Below are 18,939 nucleotides of genomic sequence, written 5' to 3' on the forward strand. Positions count from 1 at the left end.
TCCTTCCCACAGAGGAGTGAAAGCTGCGCAAGATCAGCGAATGGCACGACACTGATCGAGCAGGCCATGGAGATAGCCCGTGATGTCTTCGAGCGCCTGCTTGTGCGACGTCGCGGCGAGTCCGATGAGCCCAGCACTCGCCTCCACGAGCAGATTTTGGGCGAATTTCACCGCGCGATCCACCGCGCCTTCGTAATCGGCGATCCCAGCGAGGATGCTGGTATCCATGGGCTCACCTTTGAGCAGCATGCGGTTGAGCTTCTGCTTCTGCGCATCGGTGGCATGCATCAGGAGATAAAGGATGGGGAGCGTGAGCTTCCCACGGGCTAGATCGGTGCGCAGAGTCTTGCCGACCGTTTTTTCATCCCCGACGAGATCGAGGCAGTCATCATAGATCTGGTAAGCCGTGCCAAGCTTCAGGCCATAATCACGCAGGGCTGTCTGCGTGGCTTCCGTTTGCTGATTGAGCCGTGCTCCGAGCTCGCAAGCAGCGGCAAAGAGAGCGGCGGTCTTCATTTCGATCATCTTCAGATAATCGGGGACGGAGAGATTCAGATCAAAGCGGCGCTGCGTCTGCAAAATCTCGCCCGTGCAGACATCGCGTGAGGAACGTGCGATCACGCGGCAGACATGCGTGTCATCAAACTCCGTCGCCAGCTCCAGGGCATAGGCGAAGAGGCTGTCACCGAGCAGGACACTGAGGCTGCTGCCCCATTTCGCCACGGCGGTCGGCTGGGCGCGGCGGATGTCGGCACCGTCCATGATGTCATCATGCACGAGCGAGGCGATGTGGACGAGCTCCAGAATGACGGAGAGGCGGGTATGGCCCTCATGGACTCCCCCGGTGGCTCCACCAGCGAGCACCACCAATGCGGGACGGATGCGCTTGCCACTGGTTTTGCAGACGTAGCTGACGTAGCCCTCCACACCAGGATCAAAAGCCCGCGCCTGTTCCAGGATAGCTGCTTCGACGTGTTCGAGATCCTTCTTGACGAGATGGAAGGGAAACACGGGGCTGCTGGCGCGGATGGCGGGTGCGGCGGTCATTGGGAGTGGACTGGCTTCTCCTTCGGCGAACGCAGTGGATTCGTCAAATGCCCAGGCACGACATACGTGGTGCGAGGTGTCATAAAATTTGAAAACTCTGAAAACTGGGCAGCTCTTTGACACGGCGCAGTGAGTTTTTTCCGTTGGCGCTGGCGGCGGCTCACGCTAACGCAGGCACATGGACTCTCCTCAGCAGCGACTCGGCCTCCTCATCGTGCTCTCCGGCCCTTCGGGCACGGGGAAGACGACGCTGGCACACCGTATCTGTGACCGTGGCGAAGCAGTTTTTTCTGTGAGCTGCACCACGCGTGCTCCACGCCCTGGCGAAGTGGATGGCAAAGATTACTTCTTCCTCCAAGAAGCCGATTTCGTGGAAAAAATCTCCCAGGGAGAGTTTTTCGAGCACGCGAACGTGCATGGACGGCGCTACGGCACGCTGAAGAGCTATGTGGTCGAAAATTTGAAACGCGGAGTGGATGTGATCCTCGACATCGACGTGCAAGGCGCGACCCAGGTGCGCAATTGCGATGACGAGCATGTGCGACGCTGCCTGCTGGACATTTTCGTCATGCCACCCGGCCTTGATGAGCTGCGAGCCAGACTCAGCGGTCGTGCGACGGAGGACGCGGCGGCCTTTGAGCTGCGCATGCGCAATGCGGCAGAGGAAATGACCCATTGGCGTGAATACAGCCATGTGCTCGTCAGTGGCAGCCGCGAGGCGGACGGAGCACGCTTTGATGCACTGGTCGCCGCCGCTCGCATGCGCACCAGTCTCTATATTTGAGATCACAAGCCCAGCTTTCGCGACAAAAGGCGGTTGCTGGTGGCCTGAGTTGCTCCACATAGCAGTGGAGCGGGATTCATTCCCCTTCCCCACCAACCCATGCGCGGCTCACCTCCGATTCAGCTCTTCCTGCTCCTGCTGGCCTTCGGGCTCGCGGGCATCGTGCTGTCGCGGCTTACCCGTGCAGAGTCGCCTGTGGCGAAATCTGCTGTCAAAAGCACCGCACCCGTCACCCGCGTCAAAGCACGCCTGCGCATCGAGTGGGCCGGAAAGCTCGAAAAACTCCAAATCCTGCATGAAGACCGCGATTTGGCCTCCAAGGCCGATTTGGCCAGCGAAAGCGCCGAGTTCAAAATCGAGCTACCAGACCTCAAAAAAGGCATCGAGCTCCAAATCAGCGCCAAATGGCCCACTGGCACGCCCAAAACCGCCCTCAGCATCGAAATCGAGCCTGATGGCCACGACTCACGCTCACTCCTGCGCTGGACCGAGGACGCCAGCCTGGAGGACATCCTCGTATTCTCATGGTGACCGCAGACGACCACACGCATTGCACCCACGACCATGATCACGGCGATCATGTCTGCTGGGGTGGCGGCGGAGATGCCCGCAGCCACCATCACCGCCTCATCATTGATGACCTACGCGTCAGCTACCGCGACGTCCTCGCCCTAGATGGCATCCACCTCAGTGCTGAATGCGGTCGCAGCATCGCCCTCATCGGCCCGAATGGCGCTGGTAAAAGCACTCTGCTGAAATCCCTGGCAGGACTCATCCCCGCAGACAGTGGCAGCATCCTCTGGCGCGGCCAGCCGCTCACCCGCAGCAGTCGCGAGATCGCCTACCTACCCCAGCGCGGCGATGTGGACTGGAATTTCCCCATCACCGTGCGTGGCCTGGTGGAAATGGGCCGCTACCCCAATCTCGGCTGGTGGAAAAACTTCTCCCCGCATGACGCTGACATCGTCGCCCGCGCTTTGAAAGCCATGCAGCTCGAGGACCTCCAGCATCGCCAGATCCGCGCCCTCTCCGGAGGCCAGCAGCAGCGTGCCTTCATCGCCCGCGCCCTAGCCCAGGAGGCCCATGTGCTCCTACTCGATGAGCCCTTCACCGGCCTGGATAAGCCCGCCCAGGACAACCTCGCCCGCCTCATGCGCGAGCTCACCCGCGAAGGCCGCCTCCTCATCGCCAGCCATCACGATCTACAAACCGCACCCGCCATCTTCGACGACGTGCTCCTCATCCGCAAAACACAGGTCGCCTACGGCCCCGTCGCCCAGGCCCTCTCCCGAGAAAACGTCCGACTCGCCTACGAATAGTGACCGAGTCTGCACACTCCTCACCATGTCCTCCCCCAGCATCCTCGGCATCGGCGCGGCGACACGAGATGTCTTTTATCTGGTGTCAGACTTCCATGCCGAGGAGCATGTCTCACAGGCCCTCCGATGCGATGAGGACGCAGGCGGTCCGGTAGCGACAGCGCTGGCCGTGCTCCAGGCCCATGGCCATGCATGCCATCTGCTCGATGCAGAGCAGCCGGCCCGTGCCACCATCCTGGTGCGGCAGCGTGATGGTGCGCGGCAGATCATCTTCATGCCCTCCACGGCCCCTGAGCCGCTCTTCCAGCCCCAGATGCTCGATGGTGTGGCTTTGCTCCATCTCAATGGTCGGCATGAAAAAGCCTGCCGAGCCGCCATCGAGACCGCCCAGCGACAAAACACCGAAATTTCCTTCGATGGCGGCGCAGGCCGATACCGGGAGTCGATTCGCGATTTGCTCATGGCGAGCCACCTGCGCATCCTCTCGCGTGACTTCGCGGAAAAAGCCGCTGGCAGCACCGATCTGGCCGAAATCGCCAGTCGCCTGCTTCAGCCGCCTGCGCGGCTGCTCGTCATCACCGATGGCGTGCATGGCAGTCATATCTGGACAGCGGATGGCCCACCTTTCCATCAAGCCGCCATCCCCGCGACACCGCTAGTGGACACCACCGGATGTGGAGACGTGTACCACGGAGCTTTTCTCCACGGGCACCTGCAAAAATGGCCCCTCCAGCGCTGCGCCGAATACGCCAGCCGACTCGCCGCAAAAAACGCCGAAGGTCTCGGCGGACGCCATGTACTGCGAGTCATGAACGCTGGACGAGAATGAGGCTAGCGGTGCAAAGACCCAGTCGATGGATCGCTCACTTAAGGCTCAGGATGAACGCCTTCACATCCGCAAACTCCTGTGGCTTCAAAATAAGATTCATCGGCGGCATCGGCGAGATCGGCGTGGCGGTGTAGCCTTCGGCGAGCTTGGCGTTCGGGTTGATGAGGCTTTCCTGGATGTAGGCGGCGTCTTTGCGGCTGGCGATGCCGTCGAGGGCGGGGCCTACGGCGCTGCCCTGGCCTTTGAGCATGTGGCAGTTCTTGCAAGCGGCCACGGGATGCTCCCAGAAGATCTTTTCGCCGCGTTTGGCATCGCCGACGAGCTTGCTCGCATCGTCTTCGTTTTCGAGGATGAGCTCGCAGAGCTTCACGTCGTCGAAGTAGATGTCGCCTTTGCCGACGTGGAGGAGGTTGATGCTGGCTTTCGGGCGGTCCTTGCTGTTGAAGACGACTTCCACCTCGGTCCAGTCCTGGTTGCGGCTGATTTTCGGCGAGGTCTCGGCGCGGCCGATGTGGTCGTTGAGGCTGGCTTTGCCGCGGAAGGCATGCGTTTTGATCCAGGCACTGAGGCGGTATTCGGTGTTCGGTTTGAGTGCCACATCGGCGAAGGAGCTGGTGTCGGCGTCATCGCGGGTGATGCAGCGCATGGCGCGTTTGCCGCTGTGGACCATCTTGGGATCGGTGACGAAGCCCCACTGCGCGTCTTTGTTGCCGGGGCGGTTGCCGTAGTCGCGCTGTTGCCACGTTTTGGCGATGGGTTCTTCAAAGCCGGGGTTGGGGAGCAGGTTGGGGCCTTCTTTGTAGTTTAGGGCCTTGTGCTTCTTCCCGAGCATCTTCGCGGCCTCGGCGAGCCATTCGTCGTTTTTCACGACAGGATCGCTGGCGAGCTTTTTGACGAGTGTTTGGATCTCAGGCGTCGTGGCGAAGTCGGAGAGCTTCACGAACGCAGCGAGGCGTGTGTTCAAATCAGGATCAGAGATGACGCCGGAGCCGAAGAAGAGGTCCTGCGCGGCCTTGTCGGCGCCGAGGGCGCGGATGGCGTTGCGGCGGAGTTTGGCGTCTTTGGAGATGAGGGCGGCTTGGTGGGTTTTGGCGTCGAGTTTTTCGAGGCCGTGAAGTGTCCATAGCGAATGAATCGAGCCAATCTTACCTTCGGTTGCTGAAACAGCAGCTTTGAGATCTGGAACCAATTCGTCTTTTCCTGAATGGATGAATGCCTGTTTTTCTACAAGAACCTTCTGAACCAAAAGACGACCATGCTGAGTGTTTTGGTTTAGCGCTGAAACCCAGTTTTTGCTGGTGGTCTTGGGAGCAGGCATGGGGCCGCCAACATACCTTGGTGCGTCTTTTGCAACGATCCGATAGATGCGCCCACGGCTGTGATCCCGCAGCTCATTTTCATGCGCACCACCGACGCCGGTCGTCGCCACGAAGCCGCCGCGTTCTTTGCTGGGCGTGGGGTTGTGCTGGATGATGAAGTTTTCGAAATCGGCCACCCACACCGCACCATCGGGGCCGACCTCGGCATGCACGGGGCTGTTCCATTCGTCGCTGCTGGCGTAGATGTTGAAGGCATCGAGCGCCTTGTAGCCGGCACCGTCTGGCTGCACGTCCATGAGGGCCACGACCTTCATCGTGGGCTCGCAGACCATGGCCATGCCTTGGAAGCGCTTTGGCAAAGCATCGCTGTAGATGAAGTTCGAGCCTGCGGCGGCGGTGTAGCCGCCGAAGACGTCCACTTGGCGGAAGTTTGGCGTGATGGTGTGGCAGGTATCGTCGACGTTGATCTTCTTCGCGGTCATGCCGCGTGAGCCTTCCGCGTAGGCGGTGGCGGGGATGCCGCCGAAGAAGATGGGCGCACCATTCGCGGTGCCGCCGAATTGATCGCCCGCATCATTGTAGCTGTGGCCCCACGCGTTGTTCGTGAACTGGTGCAGGAACTCGATGGCGCTGCCGTCCGGCTTAAAGCGATACGTTCCCATGGCGAACTGATGCTGCTTCCCGCCGACGTAGCCTTCGATGCCGCTGTAGCCGACGCAGCCGTAGATCCAGTTGTCGAAGCCGTAATGCAGGCTGCTCGCCTGTGCATGCGTGTCGCGGATGCCCCAGCAGTCGATGATGACCTCGCGTTTGTCGGCTTTGTCATCGCCATCCGTGTCTTCGAGGTAGATGAACTGCGGCGGTGCGGCCACGATGATGCCTTTGCGGGCGAAAACGATGCCGGTGGGCAGATTGAGCTTGTCGGCGAAGACGGTGAATTTGTCCGCTTTGCCATCGCCATCGGTGTCTTCGCAGATTTTCACGCTGTCCTGGCCTTCGTGGTTCTCGCTGACGCCGTGCGGGTAGTCGCGAGTTTCGACGACCCAGCAACGACCACGCTCATCCCACGCGAAGGCGATGGGTTTCGCGATGTCTGGCTCGCTGGCGAAGAGCTTCAGCTCGCAATCCGCAGGCACCTGTGTGCGCTCCATGCTGCCTTTGGGCGAAAACGGCTTCTGGAAGGTGAGCGGCTCCGGGCGCTTCTCGTAGTTCGCGACCTGCGGATGCTTTTCACGCTGCTCAGGCTCTCTTTGGGCCAAAAAGGCCTCGTAGGCGGCTTTGCGCTCGGCGGAGAGCTTGGAGAGGATGGCGTCGCGGCTGAGATCGTCACTCGGTTTCACGACGAGGTCGAAATTCGCATCCACTTTGTCCTTCGCGTAATCAAAATAGATCGCATCACGGCCGAGGTCACGCATGGCGGCGTGGAGCGGAGCCGTATCGGAACCAGGTGAGTCCACATACAGCACGCGGATGGGGCTGGCGGCAGCGGAGAGAGTGGCGAGGAGAAACAAAAGCGATTTCATCGTGAGGACGAACAAACTCATCTTCCCACTCGATTTCGCCGACAACTTTTTGTAACAATCCGCCATGCCCCTCCAAACGGAGCCCCCCATCCGCCGTGCCTTTCTCCGCCAAATCGCCAGTGAGAGCGCTTTTTATCGACTCTTCGATCATCTGCCTGGCATATCGTTTTTTGCCAAAGACAGGCAGTTTCGCATCGTCTGTGCGAATCAGCATTTCATCGAGCGCTTTGGCTTCAAAGAAGAAGCGGAAATCGTGGGCAAGACCGACTTTGACATCCTACCGCCGCGATTGGCCGAGCATTTCCGGCAGGATGATGAAAAGGTGATGACCTCGGCACAGCCGCATTTGGGGATCGTGGAGCTGTTTTTCAATCGCCAGGGCATCCCAGACTGGTTCATCACCAATAAGCTGCCTGTCTTGGGCAAAAACGGACAGGTAATCGGCATCATGGGCACCACGCAGCGCTACGAAGAGCGACGGGAGATGATGCAGCCGTATGCGCTGATCGGTCCTGCGGTCGAATTCATCCGTGAGCACTTCCGGCAGCGTATCCGGGTGGAGGAGCTAGCGACCCTGGCGCATCTCTCGACCCGGCAATTGCACCGGAAGTTCATTGATGCCTTTGGGCTAAGTCCGCAGGCCTTTGTGATGAAACTGCGAGTCCAGGCCGCCTGCGATGCCCTACAAGCAGGGCGACAGATCGCCGAAACAGCACGGGAGCTGGGCTTCTACGATCAAAGCGTCTTCACCCACCAATTCCAAAAACACATGGGCATCACGCCGATGCGCTTCCAGCGCCAGTGTGGCGTGCGGCGATAGCCCCACTACAACAGATTTCAGAGAACACGGAATGCAGGGTTGCACACTTGTGGCGCTTTGAGTTAAGAATAACGCACCTTTTCCACCCACCACCATGACCCAGCCCCAACGTGAAGCCGCTCTCGATCTGATTATCCTCGCTATTTTTGTCGATGCGCATGTGAGCATCAAAGAAGACGCTTCGCTGCAAGCGGCTCTGGATAAGATCGGCTGGGAAGCGCTGAAGCCGCGTGAGATTTTCTTCTGCAACTCGATGAACCGGGCACGCAATGCCTGTGAGACACCCGCTGCGACAGCGGCCTATATCGCCGAGCGTGGCAACGTCCTCTCGGGCGTGTGGACCAAGACGGAGACGCTGTGCCTGCTGGCGAGCGTGCTGGCCAGCGATGGCGTGACGGTGGAGGAATCCGCCTTCCTGGCCCAGGTCAAAGCTGCGCTGAAATGAAAAACGACCGCCGGATGCGCTGGCTCCTCCCGCTGATGAGCGGCGGGATGCTCGTGTTCGCCTTTCCAGGCTGGAACTGGCAACTCGCCGTGTGGGTGTGGGTGCTCCCGCTGCTGGCGGTGCTGTGGCCCTTCGGGTATTTGAAATTTCAAAGCTCAAATTTCAAATCCGGCTACCTCGCGGGCCTCGCGTTCTTTTTACCGAACCTGTTTTGGATTCGGCACTCGTCGCGAGTGATGATGGGCGGTGCGCGGGATGGGGCGTGGGCGGGCTGGGGACCAGAGTTGCTCGGTTTGGGGGCCTGGATCGGCCTATCGGCTTATTGCGCAGTGTATTTCGGGCTGTGGGCTTGGTTTGTGGCGCGATTTGCCCGGCCGAATGCGACGACGCTGACGCGGGATGCCTGGTGGGCGAGCACGCTGCATTCACTGCGCTGCGCTGGCCTCGCGGCGGGTGCTTGGGTGGTCTGTGAGTGGCTGCGGAGCACGACGGTATTCACCGGATTCGGCTGGAATGGGCTGGGCGTGGCTTTTCATCAAAACGCGGCGCTGATGCAGCCTGCGGACTTGGTGGGTGTGATGGGACTGTCGTTTTTACCGATCTTCGTGGCCTGCACAGGCTGGAATGTGATCACGCGGTTCGTGGCGGTGCATCGCGGCGATGGCACGAGCCGCACACGAGTGGATTTCACCGTAGCGATGGTGCTGGTGCTGCTGAGTGTGGCCTATGGCATGCTGCGGGTGAATGAAATCCACAAGAGCAGGCCCAAACTACGCGTGACGATGGTGCAGCCAAATGTGGCCCAGGTCGATGCGATGACGGGTGCGGTGGCACCGCGGACCTATGAGCGGCTGCGGGACTTCACACGGCTTTATGCGAAGAGCAGTGATCTGGTCATCTGGCCGGAGAGTGCGCTGCCGGCGCATCTGCATTATGATTTGGCAATGCATGAGATGTTTTTCAAAGACACGCTCGGCACGGAGCCTTTCGCACTGCTGACGGGCACAGAAATCCGCCAGCCAGGCCAGCCGGACTATAATTCGGCCATTTTGATGCGTGGGAGCCTGCAAAACCGCCAAGAGCATCACAAAGTGCATTTGGTGCCTTTTGGTGAATTTTTGCCGTTGCGTGAGTATTGGCCGTTTTCGATGCTGAGGCCTCTTTTCCCAGGTGATTTCGCTTTCGGGCCGAAAACGGAGCCGCTGCGATTGGATGAAAAAATGAGCCTTATCCCGCTGATCTGCTTTGAGGACACAGTGGGCCGTGTGGCGCGGAAATTCGTGCGTGCGGAGCCGCAGATCATCGTCGCGATCAGCAATGACGGCTGGTTCATCGACAGCATCGAGACGGAGCTGCATCTGGCGAATGCGAAATTCCGCGCGGTGGAGCTGCGCAGGCCGATGGCGCGGTGCTCGAACATCGGCGTGACTTGCTTCATCGACGCGTATGGCCGGGAAAGCTCCCGCCTGCATGATCCAGAGACGGGCGACACCTTTATCGAAGGCGTCTTGCCTGGTGAAATGGACGCACATTTCTCCGAGATCACTTTTTATGCCCGTTATGGCGATGTTTTCGCCCTAGCGATGCTGGCGATCTGTTTGGTGACCATCCTGCTGCGATGGAAAGGGACACGAGCATGTCAGGCGTGAGCGTGATTTGCCCGAGTTGCTTTGAGGAATTCGAGGTGGCGGCACCGCATCCGGGAGAGCTGCCATGTGACGTGGACTATGATTGTGAGGTGTGTTGTCGGCCCATGCGAATCGCCTTTGATGAAGAGGATGGCGAGGTGGTGGGACAGGCTTATGGCTTGGGAGAAAATGGGCCTTGGGGCTAGGCGGTTGTTGTGCAGATAATTATCAATTTTGCGAAGTATTGTTTTCGGTGTTTGCAAAACGAGAACATGCCGCTAATAAAGAATCGCGTCCCGCTGCCAGGAGTCTGGTGGATGGGAACCCAAACACGGTTAACACCCACACACATACAATAAATGAAACTCGCTATCCTTACCCTCGTGGCGGCCTCTGCCGTTCTTTCCTCCTGCCAGCAGCAGCAAGTTGCTCCTACGGCTCCCCCTCCTCCTCCAATCCAGTCCGGCAAGTAATGCGGCCGCCGCTTGAAGCGGCGATCTGAGTGAGTTTAACCATTAACACACGACCAGAACCCAATGATTCGCCTTACTACCATTCTGACAGCTGTGTCCGCACTCTTCTTGGCGTCCTGCGCCTGCAAGACTTGCGACAAGTCTGCTTCCTCCTGCTCTAGCTGTGATGCGAAAGCAAAGAGTGCCTGCTGCTCGAAAGACGGCAAAGCCTGCTGCAAAGCTGGTCACAAGCACTAATAGGAACCTGGAATAGGATTCACACCGCCGCTTTTCCGAGAGGAGATGCGGCGGTTTTTTTGTACCGTTCTCGGTTCTCCGTTCGCAGTTCTCAGTTTCCGGCTCCCAGTTTGCCGTGTAGGAGCATCTTTTGGAAAACTGTGAACCGAGAACTGCGAACTGAGAATTACCTTTTGGCCCTCGAAAGCTCCTGCGACGAGACGGCAGCGGCGATCTGTGATCTGGATGGGAATCTGAAAGCGAGTCGCATCGCATCGCAGATCGAGATCCATCGCCAATATGGCGGTGTGGTGCCAGAGGTGGCCTCTCGGAACCATATTCTACATGTGCGGCCACTGGTGGAGGCGGTGCTGGCAGATGCAGGCATCCGCCTGGATGATGTGGCAGCTTTTGCGGCCACCTGTGGGCCAGGACTGGTCAGCTCACTGCTCATCGGCACCTCCATGGCCAAGGCGCTGGCCGTGGCGGAGGAGAGGCCTTTTTTAGCGATCAATCACATGGAGGGGCATTTGCTCTCTCCATTCATGGGTGGCCAGGGGCCGGTGCGTCCCTGCGTGGGACTCATCGTCAGTGGCGGCCATACCATGCTGGTGCGAGTGCGTGATGTCGGTGACTACGAGCTACTAGGCCGCACACGCGATGACGCGGCGGGTGAGGCATTTGATAAAGTCGCGAAGATGATCGGCCTCCCCTACCCTGGCGGACCAGAGATCGATAAACTGGCCGCACGCGGTGATCCGCAGGCCTTTGCGTTCCCGCGCAGTTTTTTGGATGGGCGCAGCCTAGAGTTCAGCTTTAGCGGGCTGAAAACGGCGGTGCTTTACGAACTCCCGCGAGTGGATCTGAAAAACGAGCAAACGCTGGCGGATGTCTGCGCCAGTGTGCAGGCCGCCATCGTCGAGGTGCTGGTGGAAAAGCTCCTCCTAGCAGCCAAGAATACGAAAAACCGACTCGTCGCCGTCAGCGGTGGTGTGAGCTGTAATCGCGGCCTACGCACGCAGCTAAAGACTCGCTGCGAAGAGGCCGGGCTGGAGCTTTTGCTGGCCGAGCCAACGCTCTGCACGGACAATGCGGGCATGATCGCTTTCACGGCGGCGCAGCGTTTCCGCCGCGGCTACACCTCGACTTTCGAGGCAGAGGTGGACCCCAATCTGCCGCTGGTGGCAGCGGTATGAAGAGGTTCTGACGCCGAAACGCTTGATTTCCCGCCCTGCGTCCCGAAGGTGAGCATCCGTCACTGCCCCTCAAGCGTTTCCCCAACCGATGAAATTTGCCATCTTCGGCGACATCCATGCCAATCTGGAAGCTCTCCAGACCGTGCTCTATGATTCCCAGGAAATGGGCTGCTCGAACTATGTCTGCCTCGGCGACATCGTCGGTTATGCAGCCAATCCCTCGGAGTGCCTAGAGATCGTGCGCGAGCTAAACTGCCCGACCGTGCGTGGCAATCATGACGAAGGTGCCAGCGGCAATAGCAGCCTCGATGAGCTCAATCCCCTGGCCTACACGGCACTCATGTGGACGCGGGAGCAGCTCACCGAAGAGCAGCGCCAGTGGCTGCGCGATCTCAAGCTGGTGCGTCAGGTGCGGGACTTCACCGTGGTACATGCCACACTCGATTCACCGGGGAACTGGGGCTACGTGACGAACCGCTTCGATGCGATGGCGAGCTTCAGCTACCAGTTCACGCAGTTGTGCTTCTATGGACATACCCATGTGCCACGCATCTTTGAAAAGGATGACTCCGTGCGTGCCTCTCGGGGCACAGAGGTCAGCCTCGCACGCGGCACGAAGTATTTCGTCAATGTGGGCAGCGTGGGCCAACCGCGTGATGGGGACTGGCGGGCCTCTTATGCCATCTATGATGCGCAGGCACAGACGGTGACCATCCGCCGCCTCGAATACGATATCGAGACTGCCCAGCGCAAAATCATCGCCGCAGGACTGCCGACGCTCCTGGCAGAGCGGTTAGCACTGGGGAAATGAGCTGGTCGCACGACGAGCCTGACTCACGACGACATGCGCCCCTCGCTCCCCTCTCTTCGCGACTTCCGCAGTGCCCTCATCGTGAAGCCCAGCTCGCTCGGTGACATCGTACACACGCTGCCGGCAGTGCGTGTCATCCGGCGTGCTTTTCCGCATCTGCGGCTGCGCTGGCTCGCCAATACGGAGTGGACGCCGCTGCTGGAGGGCTCACCACTCATCGACGAGGTGATCCCCTTCCCCCGAAAGCAATTTCGCGGGCTCGGGGGCCTGCTGCGCTTCTGGAAATGGCGGCACACATGCCGCAGTCTTCCGCGTGAGCAGCCGGAGGTGGTGCTCGATTTCCAGGGCCTGCTGCGCAGCGGGCTGATCAGTCGCTGGCGTGGATCGGCCTGCGTGATCGGCCTTTCCGATGCACGTGAGGGGGCGGACCGCTTTTACACGCACTGCGTCCCTGTCGATGCTGCGGCACATGCGGTGGACCGTTATTTAGAGCTGCCGCGTGCTCTCGGCATCCGCGTGGAGCCGGAAGACATCTCCTTTGAGCTGGCTGCGGGCACTGCGCCGACGAAGGCGTCGTTGGATTGGCAAAACAGCATCGTGGTGCATCCCTGGTCGCGTGGAGAGGGGAAATCGCTCTCAGACGACGCACTCGCTGCGCTTTGCAGCGCACTCGCTCCGCATCCGGTGATCCTCGTCGGCATGCATGAGGGAGCTGTGGTGCCCCAGGCTGCCCATGTGACGGATCTGAGTCACCAGACGAGCCTCGGGGAGCTGGTGTGGATCATGCGCCAGGCGCGGGGCTGCATCAGCGTCGATAGCGGCCCCATGCACATCGCCGCAGCGGTCAATGAGCGTGTGCTAGGCCTGCATACCTGGAGTGATCCACGCCGCGTCGGCCCCTACCCGAGCAGCGCTCAAGTGTGGAAAGCGGGCAGCATCGCCCCACGCCACGCTTTGAGTCCTGCGCAATGCACCGACTCACGCAGCATCACGCCCGCTTCCGCTCAGCACATCGGCGAGTGGGCACGGGAGCAATGGTGCACGTCTTAAAATTAGCAGTCCCCGAAGCTCACGCCGACTGCACGGGCAGCTTGGACGACTTCCTCATCTTTGCAGACGAGCCGGAGCTTATTCACGGCCTCCTCGATGGCGACATCTCCCACATGATACTGCTGGTAGCTCACCATGCGGCCAAACTGGCCTTCTTTGATCAAATGCACAGCCCTCACGCCAAAGCGCAGGCCTAAGATACGGTCTAGAGCAGTGGGGGAACCACCACGCTGGAGATGACCGAGTGTGCAAGCACGCGTCTCTTTGCTCGTGAGCCGCTCGATCTCACGGGCGACGTGATCACCGATGCCACCGAGGCGGACCTCACCGGTCTCACCACCGCCTTTGGTCAGAAGTGCACCACTTTCCATGCGTGCTCCCTCTGCCACGACGACGAGCGTGCTGTGATCCCCCGCTGCGTCACGCCTGCGGATCGCCTTTGCGACCTGCTCCATCTGGAATGGGATCTCTGGAATCAGAATGACATCCGCACCACCAGCGATGCCGCCGTAGAGGGCGATCCAGCCTGCATGGCGGCCCATGACCTCTAGGACGATGGCTCGCTTATGGCTCTCTGCCGTCGTGCGCAGGCGATCGAGGGCATCGACCACCGATGAGTAAGCACTGTCAAAACCAAAGGTGTAAGCCGTGGCGCTGAGGTCATTGTCGATCGTCTTCGGCACACCGATCACTGGAACTCCTGCTCCATAGAGCTGGAGGGCGGTGGTGAGACTGCCGTCACCACCCACGATGATGAGCGCACCGATTTCGAGGTGCTTCAGTGTCGTCTTGGCCTTGTCGATGATCTCTTGTGGCACCATTGCGACATTGCCCTCACCCACTTTGGCCACGAAATGGCCTTTGTTTGTCGTGCCGAGGATCGTCCCACCGAGCTTCATGATGCCTACGGTGCGCTCGGGCTCGAGCATCATGTAGTCACCCGGAGGCAGCAGCCCCTCGAATCCATCGCGGAAGCCCACGACCTCCCAGCCGAGTGTGCTCGCCGCACCGACGACGCCATGGATGACTGCATTGAGACCGGGGCAATCGCCGCCGCTATTTAAGATACCGATTCGCATGTGATTTTTTGTTTGATTGATTCGAGGTTCACGATTTTCAGCTACGCGGGCCTGTCTAGAAATCCGCCAGCATTTGCCGTTTGTCCGTGATCGGACGCCCGGCGGCCAACCAGCGGTCATAGGCAGCCCAGCCCTGATGAAGCAGGCCGCGTGCCTCTCCGAAAGGATTTCCACTCCCCAGCACGACGACGATCATGCGGTGGCGGTAGATCAGACTCGTATTGTCCGCCTGCACGGTCACGCTGGGGGATTTTTCTGCGGAAATGACGCAGCAGCCGCCACTAGCAGCGGTGTTGGCCGTTTTCACCCCGTCGATGCGGTCGATCCCGAGGAGCTGATTCGTATTCTGCACGGTCACGCTGATCTGCTGCCCAGCGCGGTAGATGGTGACGCTACGCGTGGCCTGGTTCGTATAAAAGCGCATCGCAGGCCGAGACACGGCATACACCGCTAGCCGCGCCATGTCCGCTGCGGTGGAATAGGGCGTAGGGCGGGAGTTCTCCACACCATGTGGATTGGTGAAGTGGGTGCCGGTGCAGCCTTCGCGGGTCGCGAGCTGATTCATCTGCCGCACGAATTCATCCACTGGCTGTCCATTGCGGCGCAGCCGCGCCAGATGGTCTTGGCCGATGAAGTGCCCCAGCGTGATCGCCGCGTGATTATCACTGCCCATCATCGTCGCGTAGATCAGGTCACGCAGCGTCATGCTATCACCCGCCTGGAGTCCCAGTGGCGAGCCACTACCTGCGATCATCTCTGCATAGGCGGGCACCGTCGCCAGCACCCCCACACCCACTTTGGAGGCCTCTGCCCAATCCAGCGCCACCATGCATGTGGCGATCTTGGCGAGGCCACCGACAGGGCGCTTCGCGTTCGCATTGCCTGCGACGTGGACTTTGCGGTTAAAGGCATCCACCACGATCACAGAGGATTGTGCAATGGCAGATGCACTCGTCACAAGGAGGGTGAGAGCAGCGAGAGCGGAAAAAAACAGGCGATTCATGTCAATTAATGGCAGCAGGGGCGATCCATGCTTTAGCTGCCCGCAGGCCCCCCGCAAGAGCCTTGTCAGATGAAAGGTGAGGCTCCCGCCTCTGTTCCATGCGTTGTCATGAAGCCGCTCCTCGCCCTCATCCTTGTCGCCGCGCCCTTATTCTCGCAGGAAATTCTGACTCAGACGCATGTTTTGCGTCCTCAGGGCCTCCAGTCCGACTTCCCTGCTCTCACGGCGGCGGCAGATGGCACACCGCACATCGCCTACGTGCAGTGGGATGGTGAAAAAGACACCCTGCACCTCGCAAAGCTCGCCGATGGAGTTTTGAGCGATGTTTTGACCATCGGACAGCCCGGCATCATTCACCAGCCCGCCATCGCTACGGATGGAAATGGCGTGCTGCACGTCATCTGGTCTCAAGTGAATGAAAAAGACCTCATGGAGCTCCGCGCGGCCCAAATCACCGATGGGCGTCTCCAAGGCGAAATCACCACACTCGCCGCCGCAGCCACTGGCGGCCACGCTTTTGCCAAAGCGGCCACCAGCCCCGCTGGCGATGTCTGGTGCGTCTATCAAGGCATGCGCGGAGGCACCGCAGACATCTTCTGCCGTGTTTTTGGGGCAAAGAAGAAAACTTGGTCCTCTGAGATCCGAGTCACCCAGGATGCCGCAGGTGATTGGGAGCCCTGCGTGGCCTTTGCGGGTGAAACAGCCTGGATTCTCTTTGATTCATCACGCGGCAATGAATTCAACATCTACGCCGCCTCCATCCGGGCAGATCTCCAAGTCGGTGAAACGAAGCCCCTCATCACCACCGAACGTTACGAAGGCCGCGTTAGCGCCATCGGCTCCAAGGACGGCAAAGGCCTCTGGATCACCTGCGAGCGCGGCAATCAGCAGTGGGGGCTCGATATGCGTGCCCACGGCCATCCCCAGGGCCTCAATGGCCGCAAAAACACCGTCTTCGCCTATCTCGATCTCGGCAGTGGAAAGGTGGAGGAAATCACTCCGCCGGACTCGCTGCTAGCAGATCTGCCCGGCCCACAGCCACTCAAAGCTGCCGCGCCACGCGGCAACAACCCCAAAGCGAAAGCCAAGGCCGAGCAGCAGGCAAAAGCCCGCGCCGCTAAAGACAAAGAATCAGGCCGCGCCGGCCCCAATGAGATCGCAGCGCTCAATCTGCCCCATGTCATGCTCGATGCCGCCGGCCGCCCCTGGCTCACTGTGCGTTACTTCAAAGCCTACTGCTGGCGCATCGCCATTTTGCGTTACGACAGCGTTACAAAGCAGTGGACAAAGCCCTACGCGATACCAGGCAGCGTGTATTCGCAGGATCGGCAGACTCAGCATTCGCTAGCAAGCGATGGCAGCCTCTGGATCACCTGGCCCAGTGATTTGCGCAGCTCCAAGCTCCACCAAACCAGCGGCATCCACCTGGCCAAAATCGCCACCGATTTGGACCTCCCACTCGTCACCGCTGCGGCACCCGCCCCGCGTGAACCTTTCCCGCCCTACATCAATCCCACCACCCCCGAGCGTGACCGCAGTGAGCGCCACACCTGGACGCATGATGGCGTGACCTACAAGCTCTACTGGGGCGACTACCACCGCCATACCGACATCTCCAACTGCATCACCGCCAATGACGGCTGCGTGCTGGAGCAGTTCCGTTACGCCATCGACATGGGCAAGCTCGACACCCTCGGCACCAGCGACCACACCGACATCGCCAAGATTTATCACCCCTACGAGTGGTGGCTGAACCAAAAAATGGTCGATGTCTTCTACGCACCCGGCTTCTTCACCAGCATGTACGCCTACGAGCGTGAACAGAAGTGGCCCTTCGGCCATCGGAACATGGTCTTCGCCCAGCGCGGTGGCCCCATCGTGTACATCCAGCGGAAAAACTACCTCGGCTCACCCTGGCAGAAGCTTTTCCCCGTCAAAACCGATGGCACGCCCGAGCTCCACCCCACCGAGCTCTGGGATGTCCTCACTCGTTACGGGAAGCCCGTTACCGCCATCTCCCACACCGGTGCCACCGGCATGGGCACCGATTGGGATCAGATCCCGCCCATCGACCACCGCGTGGAAAACGTCATCGAAATCTTCCAAGGTGCCCGCGTCAGCTACGAGGGGCTCAATGCACCTCAGCCCACCGTCGGCCTGCGTGAAGGCGAAAAATACAACCACTCCTCCACCGTCGTCGGCGTGCCAGTCGTCGGTGAGCCCATCCGCAGCTTCACCGAGAAGAACAACGGCGTGTATCAGCATGCGCTCGAAATCGGCCACAAACTCGGCGTCTGGGCCAACAGCGACCACATCAGCACCCACACCAGCTACGGCGGCGTCTATGTGAAGGAATTCACCCGAGAAGGCATCATCGAAGGGCTCAATGCCCGCCGCACCATCGCCGCGACGGACAAGATTTTCATCGAGTTCACCTGCAACGACAAACTCCTCGGCACCGAGATCGCCCTCAGCGGCAAACCGGTGCTAAAATTCGCCATCGAAGGCACCGCCCCGCTCAAGCGCATCACTTTGGTCCGCAACGAAAAGAACCACCAGCAGTGGGAGCCCGGTGCCAAGACATTCTCCCAGACCTACACGGATGAATCTCCCCTGCCCGGCGAGAACCGCTACTACCTCCGCATCGAGCAAAACGATGGCAACATGGCCTGGAGCAGCCCCGTCTGGGTGCAGATCAAGTGATCCCAGCGGAAAAAGCCGATCCAGCGCATCCACGGCCGATCCTTGAGGATGAAAAAGTCCAAACACACCCCAAGATAGTCGGCGGAGGTTCGTCATGCACGGCGAACACGCCCTTCATGGCTGATCCCACGCAGACTCTATTCCTCGAAACCTTGCAGCGTTATGAGCGACCACTCATTCGCTATGCTCATGGCTACACTGGGGACTTGGAGGAGGCGCGAGACATCGTGCAGGACGTGTTTGTGAAGCTCAGTCAGAGCCTCCCCTCCCTCGATCATGAGCGGCTGGCCCCCTGGCTCTTCACCGTGTGCCGCAACCGTGCCCTGGACCACCAGCGCAAACACCGCCGCATCGTGCTTATGGAAAACGAATCCCTCGATCTCGAAGCCTCCTCTGAGGACGCCCCTGGCGACTCCATGCAGCGCCAGGAGACTGCCGCCGCCCTCCGGCAGCTCATCGACACACTCCCCTCACGCCAGCAGGAGGCCGTACGGCTGAAATTCATCGCCGGACTCGATTACAAGCAGATCAGCGAGGCCATGAAAACGAGCATCGGCAACGTCGGCTACCTCATCCACCACGGCGTGGCCGCCCTACGCATCAAATGGCTCGCACTCGAAGAAGGCGAAACCGCCCCCCACCGCGAGCTAGCTGCCGCCTGAGCCCATCCAGAACCCCTTTTTGATTTTTAATA

At 59.9% G+C, this 18,939-nt stretch carries 17 protein-coding genes; 13 read left to right on the plus strand and 4 right to left on the minus strand.

The window, feature by feature from the left end; all coding sequences use genetic code 11:
* Positions 1-33: 33 nt before the first annotated feature.
* The gene (locus IPK32_12355) at positions 34-1,047 is read right to left on the minus strand and encodes a polyprenyl synthetase family protein (GenBank protein ID MBK8092742.1); all 1,014 of its coding nucleotides are present in this window, start codon (positions 1,045-1,047) and stop codon (positions 34-36) included.
* 178 nt (positions 1,048-1,225) lie between these two features.
* On the opposite strand from IPK32_12355, the gene gmk reads away from it, so the two are divergent.
* The 4 genes from gmk (at position 1,226) to IPK32_12375 (ending at position 3,979) form a co-directional block, all read left to right on the plus strand.
* Positions 1,226-1,831: a guanylate kinase gene (gmk, locus tag IPK32_12360; GenBank protein MBK8092743.1), complete on the plus strand. Its 606-nt coding sequence runs from the start codon at positions 1,226-1,228 to the stop codon at positions 1,829-1,831.
* A gap of 99 nt (positions 1,832-1,930) precedes the next feature.
* Positions 1,931-2,362, plus strand: a complete 432-nt coding sequence (locus IPK32_12365; GenBank protein MBK8092744.1) for a hypothetical protein — start codon at positions 1,931-1,933, stop codon at positions 2,360-2,362.
* Complete coding sequence (locus tag IPK32_12370; protein MBK8092745.1) at positions 2,356-3,150, plus strand: metal ABC transporter ATP-binding protein; 795 nt, start codon at positions 2,356-2,358, stop codon at positions 3,148-3,150. Before IPK32_12365 ends, IPK32_12370 begins: the two co-directional genes overlap by 7 nt.
* Positions 3,151-3,175: 25 nt before the next feature.
* Entirely contained in the window at positions 3,176-3,979 is an 804-nt protein-coding gene (locus IPK32_12375; protein MBK8092746.1) for a hypothetical protein, read from the plus strand.
* Between the two features lie 34 nt (positions 3,980-4,013).
* Here IPK32_12375 and IPK32_12380 read toward each other — a convergent pair whose 3' ends face one another.
* On the minus strand, positions 4,014-6,887 hold the full coding sequence (locus tag IPK32_12380; GenBank protein MBK8092747.1) for a c-type cytochrome: 2,874 nt from the start codon (positions 6,885-6,887) through the stop codon (positions 4,014-4,016).
* Between IPK32_12380 and IPK32_12385 the strand changes: the two genes are divergently transcribed.
* From IPK32_12385 to IPK32_12415, 7 genes are all read left to right on the plus strand, one after another.
* Complete coding sequence (locus tag IPK32_12385) at positions 6,886-7,641, plus strand: AraC family transcriptional regulator (GenBank protein MBK8092748.1); 756 nt, start codon at positions 6,886-6,888, stop codon at positions 7,639-7,641. The genes IPK32_12380 and IPK32_12385 overlap by 2 nt on opposite strands.
* A 94-nt stretch (positions 7,642-7,735) precedes the next feature.
* Positions 7,736-8,086: a hypothetical protein gene (locus tag IPK32_12390; GenBank protein ID MBK8092749.1), complete on the plus strand. Its 351-nt coding sequence runs from the start codon at positions 7,736-7,738 to the stop codon at positions 8,084-8,086.
* Positions 8,083-9,735: an apolipoprotein N-acyltransferase gene (gene lnt / locus IPK32_12395; GenBank protein ID MBK8092750.1), complete on the plus strand. Its 1,653-nt coding sequence runs from the start codon at positions 8,083-8,085 to the stop codon at positions 9,733-9,735. Before IPK32_12390 ends, lnt begins: the two co-directional genes overlap by 4 nt.
* A complete protein-coding gene (locus IPK32_12400) occupies positions 9,705-9,920 on the plus strand; it encodes a CPXCG motif-containing cysteine-rich protein (GenBank protein ID MBK8092751.1) in 216 nt (71 codons plus the stop codon). Before lnt ends, IPK32_12400 begins: the two co-directional genes overlap by 31 nt.
* A gap of 656 nt (positions 9,921-10,576) precedes the next feature.
* Positions 10,577-11,599 carry a tRNA (adenosine(37)-N6)-threonylcarbamoyltransferase complex transferase subunit TsaD gene (gene tsaD / locus IPK32_12405; protein ID MBK8092752.1) on the plus strand — a complete coding sequence of 341 codons (1,023 nt, stop codon included), beginning with the start codon at positions 10,577-10,579 and terminating at the stop codon, positions 11,597-11,599.
* An 88-nt stretch (positions 11,600-11,687) separates the two neighbouring features.
* Positions 11,688-12,410 (plus strand): metallophosphoesterase family protein, encoded by a 723-nt coding sequence (locus tag IPK32_12410; protein ID MBK8092753.1) that lies wholly within the window; start codon positions 11,688-11,690, stop codon positions 12,408-12,410.
* Between the two features lie 33 nt (positions 12,411-12,443).
* Positions 12,444-13,460, plus strand: a complete 1,017-nt coding sequence (locus IPK32_12415; protein ID MBK8092754.1) for a glycosyltransferase family 9 protein — start codon at positions 12,444-12,446, stop codon at positions 13,458-13,460.
* A gap of 2 nt (positions 13,461-13,462) precedes the next feature.
* Here IPK32_12415 and IPK32_12420 read toward each other — a convergent pair whose 3' ends face one another.
* Positions 13,463-14,539, minus strand: coding sequence for a 6-phosphofructokinase (locus tag IPK32_12420; GenBank protein MBK8092755.1), 1,077 nt, complete (start codon positions 14,537-14,539; stop codon positions 13,463-13,465).
* Positions 14,540-14,594: 55 nt separating this feature from the next.
* On the minus strand, positions 14,595-15,542 hold the full coding sequence (locus tag IPK32_12425; protein MBK8092756.1) for a D-alanyl-D-alanine carboxypeptidase: 948 nt from the start codon (positions 15,540-15,542) through the stop codon (positions 14,595-14,597).
* Positions 15,543-15,650: 108 nt separating this feature from the next.
* On the opposite strand from IPK32_12425, the gene IPK32_12430 reads away from it, so the two are divergent.
* Together IPK32_12430 and IPK32_12435 are read left to right on the plus strand one after the other, a co-directional pair.
* Positions 15,651-18,245: a hypothetical protein gene (locus tag IPK32_12430; protein ID MBK8092757.1), complete on the plus strand. Its 2,595-nt coding sequence runs from the start codon at positions 15,651-15,653 to the stop codon at positions 18,243-18,245.
* 116 nt (positions 18,246-18,361) lie between these two features.
* The gene (locus tag IPK32_12435) at positions 18,362-18,907 is read left to right on the plus strand and encodes a sigma-70 family RNA polymerase sigma factor (protein MBK8092758.1); all 546 of its coding nucleotides are present in this window, start codon (positions 18,362-18,364) and stop codon (positions 18,905-18,907) included.
* Positions 18,908-18,939: the final 32 nt, after the last annotated feature.

The organism is Verrucomicrobiaceae bacterium (genome assembly GCA_016713035.1).
Lineage (GTDB): Bacteria > Verrucomicrobiota > Verrucomicrobiia > Verrucomicrobiales > Verrucomicrobiaceae > Prosthecobacter.

What these genes read in the sequence shown, in the direction of transcription:
- IPK32_12355 (MBK8092742.1), bottom strand. Translation starts at nt 1,047, where the DNA reads ATGACCGCCGCACCCGCCATCCGCGCCAGCAGCCCCGTGTTTCCCTTC.
- gmk (MBK8092743.1), top strand. Translation starts at nt 1,226, where the DNA reads ATGGACTCTCCTCAGCAGCGACTCGGCCTCCTCATCGTGCTCTCCGGC.
- IPK32_12365 (MBK8092744.1), top strand. Translation starts at nt 1,931, where the DNA reads ATGCGCGGCTCACCTCCGATTCAGCTCTTCCTGCTCCTGCTGGCCTTC.
- IPK32_12370 (MBK8092745.1), top strand. Translation starts at nt 2,356, where the DNA reads ATGGTGACCGCAGACGACCACACGCATTGCACCCACGACCATGATCAC.
- IPK32_12375 (MBK8092746.1), top strand. Translation starts at nt 3,176, where the DNA reads ATGTCCTCCCCCAGCATCCTCGGCATCGGCGCGGCGACACGAGATGTC.
- IPK32_12385 (MBK8092748.1), top strand. Translation starts at nt 6,886, where the DNA reads ATGCCCCTCCAAACGGAGCCCCCCATCCGCCGTGCCTTTCTCCGCCAA.
- IPK32_12380 (MBK8092747.1), bottom strand. Translation starts at nt 6,887, where the DNA reads ATGGCGGATTGTTACAAAAAGTTGTCGGCGAAATCGAGTGGGAAGATG.
- IPK32_12390 (MBK8092749.1), top strand. Translation starts at nt 7,736, where the DNA reads ATGACCCAGCCCCAACGTGAAGCCGCTCTCGATCTGATTATCCTCGCT.
- lnt (MBK8092750.1), top strand. Translation starts at nt 8,083, where the DNA reads ATGAAAAACGACCGCCGGATGCGCTGGCTCCTCCCGCTGATGAGCGGC.
- IPK32_12400 (MBK8092751.1), top strand. Translation starts at nt 9,705, where the DNA reads ATGGAAAGGGACACGAGCATGTCAGGCGTGAGCGTGATTTGCCCGAGT.
- IPK32_12410 (MBK8092753.1), top strand. Translation starts at nt 11,688, where the DNA reads ATGAAATTTGCCATCTTCGGCGACATCCATGCCAATCTGGAAGCTCTC.
- IPK32_12415 (MBK8092754.1), top strand. Translation starts at nt 12,444, where the DNA reads ATGCGCCCCTCGCTCCCCTCTCTTCGCGACTTCCGCAGTGCCCTCATC.
- IPK32_12420 (MBK8092755.1), bottom strand. Translation starts at nt 14,539, where the DNA reads ATGCGAATCGGTATCTTAAATAGCGGCGGCGATTGCCCCGGTCTCAAT.
- IPK32_12425 (MBK8092756.1), bottom strand. Translation starts at nt 15,542, where the DNA reads ATGAATCGCCTGTTTTTTTCCGCTCTCGCTGCTCTCACCCTCCTTGTG.
- IPK32_12430 (MBK8092757.1), top strand. Translation starts at nt 15,651, where the DNA reads ATGAAGCCGCTCCTCGCCCTCATCCTTGTCGCCGCGCCCTTATTCTCG.
- IPK32_12435 (MBK8092758.1), top strand. Translation starts at nt 18,362, where the DNA reads ATGGCTGATCCCACGCAGACTCTATTCCTCGAAACCTTGCAGCGTTAT.